Consider the following 12,805-nt stretch of genomic DNA (forward strand, 5'->3'; position numbering starts at 1 on the left):
AGCAATTCAACGGGTTAAGGAGTAAGAGGGAAATTTAGGGATATCTAGCTTCGCAAAAATATTTAAAAGAATCTGAATCCTTCAAGAAAAAAAGAGGATTATTTCCACCTTCTGGAGAATACAACTAACATATTAGGAATATATGTAAGTGAATCGAACAGGAGGTTGTCGTTCATGGATGTGTTAAAAGTCTCAGCAAAATCAAGTCCAAATTCTGTTGCAGGTGCTTTAGCTGGTGTGCTCCGTGAGAGGGGAGGAGCGGAGTTACAAGCCATCGGCGCTGGCGCCCTTAATCAAGCTGTGAAAGCAGTAGCTATTGCTAGAGGGTTTGTTGCCCCGAGCGGAGTCGATCTTATATGTATTCCAGCTTTCACCGACATACAAATTGACGGAGAAGAGCGAACGGCAATAAAGCTTATCGTAGAACCTCGGTAAGCAAGATTGAGTTGAAGTGTTACACTTAAGTGTTTTAATGTTCTAGACAGGACACCTGTTTGCTTAGGCGACAGGTGTTTCTGGTTTTACAGGAGGGGTATAGTTTGGAAAGTTATTGGGTGATAGATGGTCATTGTGATAGTATTCTTGACTATCTTGATGGCAAGAGGAGTTTAACTTCGCCGCAGGAGGGAGGACAATGGGACTTAGAAAGGGCCCAAGAAGGGAAAGTTATTCTCCAGTTTCTGGCGGCATATATTGAGAGTCAGTATAAGCCCGAACGAGGGACATTGAGAGGCCTAGAACTAATCCATGCCGCCCACAGGTTTATCCAAAGCAACTCGGAAAAAGTATTTCTGATCAAGCAAAGGGAAGATTTAGATCGCCTTCCCTCAGGCTCAAAGATGGGTTGCTTATTGAGCGTAGAGGGTGGAGAAATTATCGGCAATAGCTTGTTTCTCCTCGATATAATTTATGAATTGGGAGTACGGGCCATGGGACTTACCTGGAATCAGAGAAACGCCATAGCCGATGGAGCAGGAGAAAAAACTCAAAGCTCCTTAACCCAATTTGGCGAAAATGTTATTTTACGCATGAATGAACTGGGCATGATTATCGATGTGTCTCACCTTAATGAAGCAGGCTTTTGGCATGTACTTGAGCTCAGCTCCCAACCCGTTCTTGCCTCCCATTCCTGTGCCTACGCCTTGTGTCCTCACCCGCGCAATTTAACCGATGAACAGCTCAAGGCTTTGTCTCGACAAGGTGGAATTGTTGGAGTGAATTTCTATCCGCAATTCTTAACCCAAGAAGCAGAAGCCGGACTTCAAGATGTTGTCCGCCATATCCGACATATTGCCGAAGTAGCGGGGGTGGAAGCGGTTGGACTGGGTTCTGATTTCGATGGCATAGAAAACACGCCCAAAGGACTTGAGGGAGCAAATAAATACGATGCTTTAGTGCAGGCTTTATCTGACTCAGGGTTTTCCCAAACTGAAATAGAGAAAATTACTCATAGAAATTTTATGAGATTTTTGTCAACCGTGTTAAAATAATCTGGTGAGGTTTTTTTGGGGAAAGAGGTAAAGGTCATGCTAGAAGTAAAACTAAGATACCCAGAAGCGGATTTACATTGCCACACTACAGCATCAGATGGTTTATTAACACCAAGAGAGTTGGTAAAAAGTGCTGCAGAGAAGGGTTTAAAGGCTATAGGAATAACGGATCATGATACCTTGAGTGGTTGGGAAGAAGCAATTCATGCTGGGCAACTCTTTGGGGTGGATATTGTTAAAGGAGTCGAGCTCAACACAGATTGGAACGGGATTGAAGTTCATATCCTTGGCTACGAGATGAATCCTATGTCAACGATCTTACAGGAAAAGCTTTCTGAACTACGGGAGGCTCGTTCGAAACGTGTGAATACGATCATAGAAAAATTGCGAGAACTGGGACTGCCAATCCAAAAAAGCGAAGTTGAAAAAGTATCCAAAGGCGAATCCATCGGGAGACCCCATATTGCTCAAGTGCTTATGAGCAAAGGGGTGGTGGGAAGTGTGAAGGAGGCCTTTGAACGTTATATTGGGGCAGGAGCTCCGGCTTATGTACCTCGTTATAAAATTACCCCGGAAGAGGGGATTGACCTAGTACGTCAAGCCGGAGGGGTTTCGGTATTAGCACATCCGGGTATTTTCGGTTTGGAACGAGGGGTTGCACGTTGGGTTGAGGCAGGTTTGCAAGGGATAGAGGTATGTCATTCTGAGCACTCCCGTGAGGATGAGAAGAAATATCGAGAATTAGCAAAGAAATCCGGATTGCTTATGACCGGTGGTTCAGATTTTCACGGTGAAGAACGCAAGCCGGGTATTCAGATAGGTGGATGGGGAACCTGTCTAGGGGTAGTTGATGATCTGCGTAGAATCGCTTATTCTCATCATCTCTAAGACGAAGAATCGGCCATTGAGTAACTAACTTTCATTCTTTATGAGTTTTGAGGAGGTTTGGTTTTGAAAGCGCGCCGTTTAAGCAGTTTAGGAGCTTCGGTTTTTTCGGAGTTAGACGATTTAAAAAAGGAACTAGAGAAAGACGGAAAACAACTGATCAATCTCAGCATCGGCAGTCCTGACCGGGCACCTTCAGCAGATATTCAAAAGATCTTAGCCGAAGGAGTATTGGATGGCAGTAATTATGGCTACACCCTTACTCGTGGGACGGCAAGTTTCCGAGCAGAGTGTGCACATTGGTATAAAAAACGCTTTGATGTAGATTTAGATCCACAAAAGGAAGTTCTTCCTCTGATGGGTTCTCAAGACGGACTGGCCCATATCTTTTTAGCCTTGTGCGACCCGGGCGATATTGCATTAATACCTGATCCCGGATATCCCATCTACACTGCGGGTTGTATTTTGGCGGGAGGAGAAAAAATTGCTTTGCCCCTCCGCGAGGAGAATGGTTTTTTACCGGATCTTTCGGCTATTGCGCCTGAAGTAGCTCGTAAAGCTAAAATAATGTTTCTCAATTACCCAAATAATCCGACGGCTGCCGTAGCACCTTTATCGTTCTTTGAGGAAGTCGTAGACTTTGCGAAGAAGCACGATATTGTGGTTTGCCACGATGCGGCATATTCCGAATTAGCTTTTGATGGTTATCGGCCAGCAAGCTTTTTGCAAGTAGCGGGTGCAAAAGAGGTCGGGATTGAATTTCATTCGGTTTCCAAGACCTATAATTTAGCGGGAGTGAGGCTGGGATTTGTGGTGGGTAATGCCCCAGTTATTGATGCTTTGGCCGAATTAAAATCTAACATTGATTATGGAGTATTTGAACCTGTTCTAAAGGCAGGAGCATATGCCCTCAGCGCCTCACAGGATAATGTCATTAATAACCGTCAAGCCTATCAGGAACGAAGAGATATTTGGGTTGAAGGGTGTGCGCAAGCAGGGTGGTTTATGCCTTCTCCTCAGGGTTCGATGTTTATTTGGGCTCCTGTACCGACAGATCAAGATTCTCGAAGCTTTGCCTTCGATTTAGCGAGAAAAGCAGGGGTTATTGTGGTGCCGGGAGTTGCCTTCGGGGAATATGGTGAAGGATATGTGCGCATTGGCTTGGTTCAGGAGCCAGAAGTTTTAAGAGAAGCGGTTCAACGGGTCCAAGAGTTTTTGTCTCACCCTCGGAAAAAATGATTTCCTTTGCTTGCAAAGGGTTAAAAAGCCCGACCTCAGCATAGAATACATATGTAGACTATGGCTAGGGGGGTCAGAGGCTTGGAGATTCATGAAGAGATAACAAATCTTCGCGAAGAGCTCAAGGCGACTAAAGAAAGAATAGGTGAATTGGAACAGCGTGTAGAGCATTTAAGAGTCAGCCGCAGAGTTCTTATGAATCTATTGGAAAAGGTAGAGCGAGAAAAGGTAGCTCTTATCCATAGCTTGGAAAAAGAAAACGTTCGTTTGCAGAGGGATAATACACGCTTTGCCAAATGGATATTTTCTAAAAATCGCGAGATTATCAAGCTACAGGAAAAAATTGAGGAATATAAAGAGAAGGCTTAACCGCGAGGTAGCCTTCTCTTTTCATGTGCCTGTTATTTTGTTCAATGCCGATTATCAGCCTCGTAGAGCAAGCGCCCTTCTTTGCTATGAGGATGATGATGCTCGCGAATGAGTTCTATGATATGAGGGTCTAAACCGAATTCTTGGGCCAGCTCTGCCCCCCAAGAGGGATGTTCGTGAGCTGTGCGCAGAGAGAGGGAAAGAGGAGATTGAGACGATTCTATGTGCTCCCGAATCTGTTGCGGCAACTTTTGCAAGAGGACGATGGCAATCCTTTCCCACATCTTTAAGGGATGTTTGATTTTGCCACAGTCATGAAGGAGGGCAGCTACCAGAAGATGAGAGACTTGGATTCCGGAAGTATGCAAATCTAAAGCCACATCTAGGGCATGTCGTTGTTCTGGTAGCGATTGTCTTTCAAACAATGGAAGGGAGCATGGGGGAAGAAGGCTCATGGCCCATTCTAGTTCCTCGGTTTTAATCCTTGGATAGATAGCATAATAAAGCTGTCGGACACGGTAAAGCATTTAGGCCCCCTAGTAGTACATTATCTTATTTGAAGTGTAGTTTTATACCACACTATTGTATAACGAATGACGAAGATTTGGCAATTCAATCGACCATTCTATAAAAAAGACCATCCAAAAAATAGTACGGAAGTCCATCGAATAGAGAAGGGAAAATATGGAATATGGCGAATTAGCAATAAGGAGCTATAAATTGGATTGCTGATGGGAGGGCATATTATGTCCGAATTGTCACGTCGTGAGCGTAAAAAACAAGAGACCTACGATCGACTCTATCATTGTGCAATTGAGCTGTTTCATAAGCAGGGATATGTAAAGACCTCGGTGGAGGAAATTACCCAGTTAGCCGATGTGGGGAAAGGTACCTTTTATAATTATTTTCAAACCAAAGAAGCTGTTGTTTTAGAATATTCGCGAGAAAAATATCAGGAATTGATTGTTACGGGCCGTGAAGCCGGATATTCACTTACGGAAAGATTAGACCATGTACTAAAAAACTGGGCTGAATTTATGGTGGAGGAACGGGAGATGGCTTGGGTTGCGGTGAAGAGTAGAGAAGAAGCTGAGCTAGACAAGGGACTACACTATGGAATTATCGGGATTTTAAGCCACGGACAACGCATCGGTGAAATAAGCAAGAAGTATGATCCTGTTTTTTTAGCGGAAAGTTTAGAAGGAATGGTGCTTCAGCATTTTTTACATTGGTATGTGAGTGGTGAAGGCAATTTAGTAAGGGAGATAGAGGATATACTCCAGCTTTTCTTTGAAGGACTTAACGAACGAAGTCATAGGGTAGATTGTATAAGGTAATAGGGTAGATTGTATAACGCGATATTTCTAAACAATTGTCTCATGTTCTAATTCCTCCCTTGATCTACATAAAGTGTCAAGGGGGGATAAAATGCAGAGAAAAAGTGCGCGGTCTTATGGGCTGTGGATGGGTGAATTACCTCCGGGTCCCAAAAACGATATTACAGATGTTCCTGGGGTTCTAGTCGGCCACGTTTCTCTCATCAAAGGCTCGGGTCCATTAATTCCGGGAAAGGGTCCCGTCCGCACGGGAGTTACAGCCATTCGCCCTCATCCGGGTAATCTATATCGTCAACCCTGCTGGGCGGGGATTCACGTGATGAACGGCTTTGGCAAGTCTCTTGGCGTACCCTACATTCAAGAAACAGGAGTTCTCAATTCACCGATACTTTTGACTAATACCTTAAGCGTCAATGATGCTGCACAAGGCATGTTGAGTTATCTATTAAAGGAAAATCCGGAAATTGGTAACGATGCTCGCACTCCAAATTTGGTTGTCTTTGAATGTGATGATTCTTACCTTAATGATATACGCGGTCGCCATGTGAAGCCTTGGGATGCAATCCTAGCCCTTAATCGAGCGACAAATGATCTAATGCTGCAGGGAAATATCGGGGCTGGTGTTGGGATGTCCTTATATCAACTCAAGGGAGGAATTGGGAGTGCCTCCCGTAAGGTCTCCATACAAGGGAGGCCTTACTTAATAGGGATGTTGGCTCTAACTAATTATGGGAGATTAGAGGATTTCTTGCTCAATGGGGTCCCGGTAGGAATAAAACTAAAGATTAGCACCGGTGGTGACGTTCCCGGTTCCCTGATACTCGTAGGTATAACCGATGCACCTCTCAGCCGTTGGCAACTCAATAGATTGGCAACAAGGGCGGCGATGGGGGTAGGTAGAACCGGAGGAATATCACGAACGGGGAGTGGGGAATTCTGCCTCATGGTTAATACCAATGGTTTATCTCAGGAGAAATTTCTCGATGATTGGGAGATGGATTCTCTCATTAAAGCAGTTGTTGAACTCACAGCTGAAAGCATTTGGAATTCTATGTTTTTTGCTACCACCATGGATGGTCGAGACGGACATGTCCGAAAAGCTCTTCCTGTTGCAGAGATATTGAGCTGGGTAGAGCCCTTTTTTCTTTAAGATGTCATGATGTCCCTACTCTGTGCGTAAATATGTAATGTGACAAAAATTAAGGGAGGATCATTGTGAGTAATTGGCTAGAAATCTGGGAGCAGCATCCGGATATTTTTATTACCCAAAATTGGCAGGAATGTTCCAAAGAAAGAAAAAAGGATTTGCGTCTTTCTCCACAATTTCACTATTTTTTCGGGGGAGAGACCGCTTTGCGGGTAGGAATCATAGCAAGCGAAACTCTGCCAAAGGAAGAGGATTTATTATTAGCAGGTATGCTTTGGGCTAACCGTTTGAGCAATGGAGCACGAACGGTCATATATTTTGTAGCTCCGGATTATTCTCCATTCTTTCTGCATGCTTTATCGAAGATTGGAGGCTTAATCAATGTCAAAGCGGTGTACTGGAGGGAGCGCATATCTCCTAGCCTCTACTTAATTCCTGATGGGACCCTTGGAAATCAAAAAAGAATTGCCATAGGGGAAAAGAGGCCTAATTGGCTCAAGTGGAGGCAAGAATTGAATCCTGTTGCACAGCAGCAACTCACCGTAATAAAAGGCTTTTTTGAAAAGCTAGTCGACAGAGGAGTCAGATCAGAGTTGAAGCATCAAACTGTTTCTTTTATCTGGGGGAATTTTGAGATTGCTGAGATAAAAAAGAAAGGTAGGAAATTTGACTTAGTGACCAAAGTAAAGTGGGAGAAGAACGGTGATTTAGCTCAGAGTCTTTACTGCCAAGGCTGGGTAGATGCATCTGGAGAATTAAACAGCGAGTTTTGCGCAACCATTCAGCGCATTCTAGGCATACTGGAGGAGAAGGAAAAAACAAAGCAGCTTAAACCCAAAGACTGCTTATCCTTATGGCTCTCTCAAGGCGGAGGAATTTCATCAGCTTTGTGGGGATTACCAAAGGAATGGCCGTGGCTGCCTAGTGACCGGAGTGAAAATTGGGTGGTAGACTTAGGTCAGTGGTTCTACTTTGAAGAAAATAGTCAGCTTAGCGTAGTCTGCCCTATCTTAGATAAGCCTTTGTTCCATGCCAGTCAAGCTGTTCTCTTATCCAGCGTTTTAGAAATAAGCACTCTGTTATACGGAGACAAAAGCAAGTCCTACAATGGCTGGGATCTAAAAATACATTGGCTCACCTGCAAAGAAATGGAAGATGAGCTTAGACTCTGGTTATCTTGGTTAAAGCACCCAGAACGCTATCATATTTGGACTCTGCCGAGCAATTGGGAAACAGAAGGGCTTAATGAATTGGTCAGCCGCAGCAGTCCCAATCGCGAAGGTGCTTTCAGGGATTATCCGGGGAATGGATAGGTTTGCTGAGATAAGTTGCGAAAATAAAAAATAGGGTGATTCTTAACGAAGTTATCGTATGGAATCACCCTATCTATTTAAAAAAAAGATGCTCTAAGGCAAAAAATAGTATGCCCTAAAGCAAAATTTGTTGTTCACTGAAGCAACCTATGAAAAAAATATTAATTGCTAAAAAAATTCAATAAAAGTAAGGATTCTATTTAATAATTATAAATTATATTGTATAATCATACAGTAGAAAGGGGGGGAACCAATGAATGTTAGAAGAGCAATATTAAGCGATGTTGAAGCGATGATGGCCCTAATCAATCATTTCGCTGATCAAGGTCTCATGCTTCCGCGCTCACGAAATTCATTCTATGAATGTCTCAGAGAATTTTTAGTCGTAGAAGACCAAGGTAGAATTGTGGCCACTGGTGCCTTGCACATCATTTGGGATGATTTATCAGAAATCCGGGCCTTAGCGGTCATGGAAGAATACCAAGGGAAAGGACTGGGCAGTAGTCTCGTCAAAGCATTGCTTGAGGATGCACAAACCATCGGATGTCCCAAGGTATTCACTTTAACCTATCAACCTGGATTTTTTGAACGCTGCGGATTTACCATGATTGAGAAAGAAGATATGCCGCATAAAGTATGGAAGGATTGTATTCATTGTGTTAAATTCCCCAATTGTGATGAGAATGCCATGATTTTGAATTTGTCTAAGCAATAGAATGGGACTTATTACGGATGGGGTTTCTGTTGAAGGAAAGTGATAAGGTTCCCTTGTCGGCAAGGAGCATGTGGAGAAATTTCCACTGGAGATCAAGATAGGCATTGGCCAAATCTTGTTCACAAATACCTTGGGAAACCAGAACCTCGCGACAAGAATTCTCGAATTCGCGAATTAATTCTAAGGCATCTTCATGAGTTGACAGCATAACCATTCACCATCCTCTATGCTATTATTTATGATACAACTGGTTGTTTATTAAAAAAACTGTACTTATTTCAGTGTTGTCCTTATTATAAAAAACTTAGGTTGTGAAAAGTGTTGTAAAAGGGAGAGAGTAACCAGATAAAATAGATAAAGAATGATGAAATAAGTGAAATTTGTGTAAAATTATGCGACATAAGTAACGGGTGACTTGAGTTTTCTCCAGAGGGAAATATCAAAGAAGCGGATATTTCCTAATATGTAGTGTTTATTCGCCTTCGGATAATCGCGTACGACTACATAACAATCGCCAAGTGAATGGTGGAGGGTAGCTGTATAGCTCAGTGATAAAAGAAATTGGGTAAGCTTATCAGTACCATTATGGGGAAAACCCGTTTTTTGTGCTAAATCAAGGCTTTGCTCATAAATATCAATTGCTTCCTGCCATTTATTCATATGCTGCAAAATATGGCCATGAATTATCAGTAAAAGAGGCTCTTTATAGAAATTCGGGTTTTTCTGGATGATGTTAAGGGCATGTTTTGGTCGATCTTCTCTTAAGAGAAGATCGGCAAGGGTTGCACACAGAAGGGGATCATTTGTATTTTGATACTTTTCTAATAGGGCAATGGCCTGTCTCGTTTCACGAAAATAAAAATATAGCTGACTAGCAAAATGGGAAATTGCAAGGGGTGTTGAACCCTGAGTGATTTCCTTCGCCATTTTCTGGGCGGTGCTTTTTTTATCGGGTGGCGGAAAGCTTCGTTTGCGCATCATTAATAGATAGGCTATGCAAAACCCGATCAGCAAAGAACAGACTCCAAGTAAAGGACCAAATCTCCACCATAAAAATAAACCCGTCAGAATAAAAAAGATGAATATGGAGAAAAAATAATAGAGTTTATAAACATAAAGTACTTGTAAATCATATTTCACTTGACTCATGCTAACCTCCAGCATTATGAATAAATCCTGGAAAATTATATGAAGACAATTCCTATATTATGATTCTAATAATTTAAGCTATCGCATATATCATGGTAGATAATGGAATGTTGATGAAATACGAAGGGAATCGAATGAAGTCAAAGGGCTAAGGCGCTCTTTTATTGGTCTGACCTTCAGGCGGTATAATTAATTTTTTTAATTAGCAGGAGTTTGGTTTTGGATAGAGAATACTATACTTAGTGTTTTAAAAGATAAAACCATGTTTTAGTATTTGTAAGAAATGACTATAAAACTGCACAGTATACATCTTGGCTAATGATAAAAAGCTATATAGACAGACAATACTTTACGGAATATTCAAAATATATTATTTTATCAAATTTGCGTATTTTTGGGGTTGACTAAATCCTTAATTCCAGAGATAATAATACTGTACAAAGGAAAATGAAACTACGTTTCGCAATACGAAACAAAAACAACTCCTTTGTATTAAACCTATCCATTTAGCTCACACTAAATCGAAGATTTAAGTTAGAGTCAAGGGAGGGTGAGAGACTTCTCAAGTGTTCATAGGTGTCTCTGGGTAAAGAAATAACATTATGGAAGGGATTTATGCATGGCAAGATTTCTAGAGTATCAAGGTAAAGATTGGCTTGCAAAAGCAGGAATGCCGGTACCTAAGGGTCGTCCGGCATCGACCCCCGAAGAAGCTAAGGAAATCGCCGAGTGGATTGGCGGACCTGTAGCTGTAAAAGGCCAGGTACAAGCGGGTGGTCGTGGTAAAGCAGGGATTGTTAAACTTGTTAACACCCCTGAAGAAGCAGCAGTTGTTGCTGCAGAGATTCTCTCTAAGACAGTGAATGGCCTACCGGTGCGTAAAGTTCTTGTGGAAGAAAAGCTCGATATCAAAAAAGAGTTCTATTGCTCCTTTGTCGTCAATGGTGCAAGAGAAGCTCGTTCGCCAATGCTGATGTTCAGTCTTGAGGGCGGAATGGATATCGAAAGTGTTCCCGAAGATAAGCTTCTTAAGATCAATGTTGATCCTCTTTATGGATTGCAATCTTATGATGCAGTGGATTTAGCCGCTAAAGCCGGAGTTGCTCCTGAAGACTTAAGCAAGTTTGCCAAATTTTTGACGAAACTTTCCCAAACGTACAAGAAATATGATTGCATGACCCTGGAAATTAATCCTTTTATTATGACAGGTAAGGGTGATCTTATCTGTGCTGACTGTAAGATGGAAATCGATAACAGTTCAGTTGGTCGTCACCCAGAGTTCGGTTTTGATATCGCTCGCGATCTACCAGGAGAGCCTACTGAGCTCGACTATATCGGTTGGAGTATTGAAGAGACCGATGCTCGTGGTACAGGCTTCTTGATGAACATGGGTTATGATGAAGTGAGCCCAGGCCATATCGGCTATCACCCAATCGGTGGTGGTTCAGCTATGATGGGACTTGACGCACTCAATCAAGTTGGCTTAAAACCTGCTAACTATGCAGATACAAGCGGAAACCCTGTTGCATCAAAGATCTACCGTGTTGCAAAATCAGTACTTTCTCAACCGAATATAGATGGTTATCTCCTTGGTGGCTTCATGATGGCCAATCAGGAGCAATGGCATCATGCTCATGCTATCGTAAAAGTTCTTCGTGAAATTCTTCCAACCCAGAAGCATGGATTACCCTGCGTTCTCCTACTCTGTGGAAATAGGGAAGACGAATCTCTAGAAATTCTTCGTACCGGACTTGCTGATCTTATGACTGCTGATGGTCCTGGTAAGAGAATCGAGATTTATGGTAAACAATATGTTACCGACACGAAGTTCATTGGTGAAAGACTCTTGGCTCTAAGCAAGGAATACAGAGCTGAGAAAGAAGCTCAAGGAAAGTAGGGAAATAACGTGCTGGAATTCGCCGAAAAAAGTTGCAAGATCACAATCGATACCAGCAAGTGTGATACATGCGAAACAAAAGCATGTGCAGACGCGTGCAAAAAATATGCCAGAGGTTTGCTTGGAATAGATGATAAAGGTAGAGCATCGGTTGCTCATCGTACAGAGGAAGAAATTTTACGCCTTGGTACAGAGTGCCTTTCCTGCGAATTTGCTTGCAAATTCCATGGTAATGATGCTATCACAATCGAAGTTCCAGTAGCTGGACTCGATGAATACCTCGCCAAACGCGCTTAATTTCTAAATCGATTGGGATAAAAATTAGCAATTTGTTAAATGAGGGATAAGAATGGGCATTTTGATCAATAGAGAGACCAAAGTAATTGTCCAAGGAATCACCGGTCGGGAAGGTTCTATGCGGACAAAGTATATGAAAGAATATGGTACGAAGCTAATTGGTGGAACTAGTCCTGGTAAATCAGGACAAGAGATCCATGGTGTTCCCGTTTTCAATACCGTAAAGGAAATTGTTCGGGAACAAGGTGAAATAGATTTTAGCGTTATTTTCGTACCGGGCAGTGGTTTAAAAACCGCTGTTATGGAAGCAGCTGATGCAGGAGTTAAAAATATTATTCCTTGCGTCGAAGGCACGCCTATCCATGATATTATGGATATGATTGCTTATGCTAATCTCAAGGGTTCGAGATTGATCGGACCTGGATCCATTGGTATTCTCACACCCGGAGAAGCTGTTGTCGGATGGCTCGGCGGAAACGTGGAGTGGGCTAATAAATTTTTCCAAAAAGGTAACATCGGAGTATTCTCCCGCAGCGGCGGTCAATCAGGGACTATTCCTTGGGTACTGCGTGAGGGTGGCTTTGGGGTCAGTACGGTTGTTCATACTGGAACTGAGCCTGTTTTGGGTACTTCCATGGCTGATCTTTTACCGTTCTTTGAAGAGGATCCCGATACTGCAGGCGTTGCCGTTTATGCAGAAATCGGCGGTTCACAGGAAGAAGAATGCGCAGAGGTTATTGCAGCAGGTAAATTCACCAAGCCTTTCGTAATCTATGTAGCTGGTGCTTGGGCACCGGAAGGACAACGATTCTCCCATGCTTCCAATATTGTTGAGCGCGGACGTGGTTCGGCCAAGAGTAAGATGGAAGCTATCACACAAGCGGGTGGTTTCGTTGCTGAAAGGCCGACTGATATTCCTATTATTCTTAAGGAAAAGTTAGGCAAATAATAATTGATCATCCTAATT

General features: G+C 42.7%; 15 protein-coding genes. 12 read left to right on the forward strand and 3 right to left on the reverse strand.

Features of this window, described 5'->3' with window-relative positions; translation table 11 throughout:
* The first annotated feature begins 174 nt into the window (after nucleotides 1–174).
* From spoVS to AAC978_RS11455, 5 genes are all read left to right on the forward strand, one after another.
* A complete protein-coding gene (gene spoVS, locus AAC978_RS11435; protein ID WP_006715678.1) occupies nucleotides 175–435 on the forward strand; it encodes a stage V sporulation protein SpoVS in 261 nt (86 codons plus the stop codon).
* 104 nt (nucleotides 436–539) lie between these two features.
* Nucleotides 540–1,490, forward strand: a complete 951-nt coding sequence (locus AAC978_RS11440) for a dipeptidase (protein WP_341548176.1) — start codon at nucleotides 540–542, stop codon at nucleotides 1,488–1,490.
* A gap of 36 nt (nucleotides 1,491–1,526) precedes the next feature.
* The gene (locus tag AAC978_RS11445; RefSeq protein WP_341548177.1) at nucleotides 1,527–2,378 is read left to right on the forward strand and encodes a PHP domain-containing protein; all 852 of its coding nucleotides are present in this window, start codon (nucleotides 1,527–1,529) and stop codon (nucleotides 2,376–2,378) included.
* A gap of 63 nt (nucleotides 2,379–2,441) precedes the next feature.
* Nucleotides 2,442–3,614, forward strand: coding sequence for an aminotransferase class I/II-fold pyridoxal phosphate-dependent enzyme (locus tag AAC978_RS11450; protein WP_341548178.1), 1,173 nt, complete (start codon nucleotides 2,442–2,444; stop codon nucleotides 3,612–3,614).
* Between the two features lie 60 nt (nucleotides 3,615–3,674).
* Nucleotides 3,675–3,983 (forward strand): translation initiation factor 2, encoded by a 309-nt coding sequence (locus AAC978_RS11455; RefSeq protein WP_341548179.1) that lies wholly within the window; start codon nucleotides 3,675–3,677, stop codon nucleotides 3,981–3,983.
* Nucleotides 3,984–4,024: 41 nt separating this feature from the next.
* Here AAC978_RS11455 and AAC978_RS11460 read toward each other — a convergent pair whose 3' ends face one another.
* Nucleotides 4,025–4,510, reverse strand: coding sequence for an HD domain-containing protein (locus tag AAC978_RS11460; protein WP_341548180.1), 486 nt, complete (start codon nucleotides 4,508–4,510; stop codon nucleotides 4,025–4,027).
* A 219-nt stretch (nucleotides 4,511–4,729) separates the two neighbouring features.
* Between AAC978_RS11460 and AAC978_RS11465 the strand changes: the two genes are divergently transcribed.
* The 4 genes from AAC978_RS11465 (at nucleotide 4,730) to AAC978_RS11480 (ending at nucleotide 8,495) form a co-directional block, all read left to right on the forward strand.
* Complete coding sequence (locus AAC978_RS11465) at nucleotides 4,730–5,320, forward strand: TetR/AcrR family transcriptional regulator (protein WP_341548181.1); 591 nt, start codon at nucleotides 4,730–4,732, stop codon at nucleotides 5,318–5,320.
* A 91-nt stretch (nucleotides 5,321–5,411) separates the two neighbouring features.
* Nucleotides 5,412–6,470 carry a DmpA family aminopeptidase gene (locus AAC978_RS11470; protein WP_341548182.1) on the forward strand — a complete coding sequence of 353 codons (1,059 nt, stop codon included), beginning with the start codon at nucleotides 5,412–5,414 and terminating at the stop codon, nucleotides 6,468–6,470.
* Between the two features lie 65 nt (nucleotides 6,471–6,535).
* On the forward strand, nucleotides 6,536–7,780 hold the full coding sequence (locus AAC978_RS11475; protein ID WP_341548183.1) for a hypothetical protein: 1,245 nt from the start codon (nucleotides 6,536–6,538) through the stop codon (nucleotides 7,778–7,780).
* Nucleotides 7,781–8,033: 253 nt separating this feature from the next.
* Entirely contained in the window at nucleotides 8,034–8,495 is a 462-nt protein-coding gene (locus AAC978_RS11480; RefSeq protein WP_341548184.1) for an N-acetyltransferase, read from the forward strand.
* Here the strand turns inward: AAC978_RS11480 and AAC978_RS11485 are convergent.
* Nucleotides 8,485–8,709, reverse strand: a complete 225-nt coding sequence (locus tag AAC978_RS11485; RefSeq protein ID WP_341548185.1) for a hypothetical protein — start codon at nucleotides 8,707–8,709, stop codon at nucleotides 8,485–8,487. The genes AAC978_RS11480 and AAC978_RS11485 overlap by 11 nt on opposite strands.
* Before the next feature lie 176 nt (nucleotides 8,710–8,885).
* Nucleotides 8,886–9,644 (reverse strand): tetratricopeptide repeat protein, encoded by a 759-nt coding sequence (locus AAC978_RS11490; RefSeq protein WP_341548186.1) that lies wholly within the window; start codon nucleotides 9,642–9,644, stop codon nucleotides 8,886–8,888.
* 619 nt (nucleotides 9,645–10,263) lie between these two features.
* Here AAC978_RS11490 and AAC978_RS11495 point away from each other — a divergent pair.
* The 3 genes from AAC978_RS11495 to AAC978_RS11505 are packed head-to-tail and all read left to right on the forward strand — an operon-like array spanning nucleotide 10,264 to nucleotide 12,787.
* A complete protein-coding gene (locus tag AAC978_RS11495) occupies nucleotides 10,264–11,541 on the forward strand; it encodes an ATP-grasp domain-containing protein (protein ID WP_341548187.1) in 1,278 nt (425 codons plus the stop codon).
* A gap of 9 nt (nucleotides 11,542–11,550) precedes the next feature.
* Complete coding sequence (locus AAC978_RS11500; RefSeq protein ID WP_341548188.1) at nucleotides 11,551–11,838, forward strand: hypothetical protein; 288 nt, start codon at nucleotides 11,551–11,553, stop codon at nucleotides 11,836–11,838.
* Nucleotides 11,839–11,890: 52 nt separating this feature from the next.
* Nucleotides 11,891–12,787 (forward strand): succinate--CoA ligase subunit alpha, encoded by an 897-nt coding sequence (locus AAC978_RS11505; protein WP_341548189.1) that lies wholly within the window; start codon nucleotides 11,891–11,893, stop codon nucleotides 12,785–12,787.
* Nucleotides 12,788–12,805: the final 18 nt, after the last annotated feature.

The organism is Desulfitobacterium sp. THU1 (genome assembly GCF_038181555.1).
GTDB lineage: Bacteria > Bacillota > Desulfitobacteriia > Desulfitobacteriales > Desulfitobacteriaceae > Desulfitobacterium.

What these genes read in the sequence shown, in the direction of transcription:
- spoVS (WP_006715678.1), top strand. Translation starts at nt 175, where the DNA reads ATGGATGTGTTAAAAGTCTCAGCAAAATCAAGTCCAAATTCTGTTGCA.
- AAC978_RS11445 (WP_341548177.1), top strand. Translation starts at nt 1,527, where the DNA reads ATGCTAGAAGTAAAACTAAGATACCCAGAAGCGGATTTACATTGCCAC.
- AAC978_RS11455 (WP_341548179.1), top strand. Translation starts at nt 3,675, where the DNA reads ATGGCTAGGGGGGTCAGAGGCTTGGAGATTCATGAAGAGATAACAAAT.
- AAC978_RS11460 (WP_341548180.1), bottom strand. Translation starts at nt 4,510, where the DNA reads ATGCTTTACCGTGTCCGACAGCTTTATTATGCTATCTATCCAAGGATT.
- AAC978_RS11465 (WP_341548181.1), top strand. Translation starts at nt 4,730, where the DNA reads ATGTCCGAATTGTCACGTCGTGAGCGTAAAAAACAAGAGACCTACGAT.
- AAC978_RS11470 (WP_341548182.1), top strand. Translation starts at nt 5,412, where the DNA reads ATGCAGAGAAAAAGTGCGCGGTCTTATGGGCTGTGGATGGGTGAATTA.
- AAC978_RS11480 (WP_341548184.1), top strand. Translation starts at nt 8,034, where the DNA reads ATGAATGTTAGAAGAGCAATATTAAGCGATGTTGAAGCGATGATGGCC.
- AAC978_RS11485 (WP_341548185.1), bottom strand. Translation starts at nt 8,709, where the DNA reads ATGGTTATGCTGTCAACTCATGAAGATGCCTTAGAATTAATTCGCGAA.
- AAC978_RS11490 (WP_341548186.1), bottom strand. Translation starts at nt 9,644, where the DNA reads ATGAGTCAAGTGAAATATGATTTACAAGTACTTTATGTTTATAAACTC.
- AAC978_RS11495 (WP_341548187.1), top strand. Translation starts at nt 10,264, where the DNA reads ATGGCAAGATTTCTAGAGTATCAAGGTAAAGATTGGCTTGCAAAAGCA.
- AAC978_RS11505 (WP_341548189.1), top strand. Translation starts at nt 11,891, where the DNA reads ATGGGCATTTTGATCAATAGAGAGACCAAAGTAATTGTCCAAGGAATC.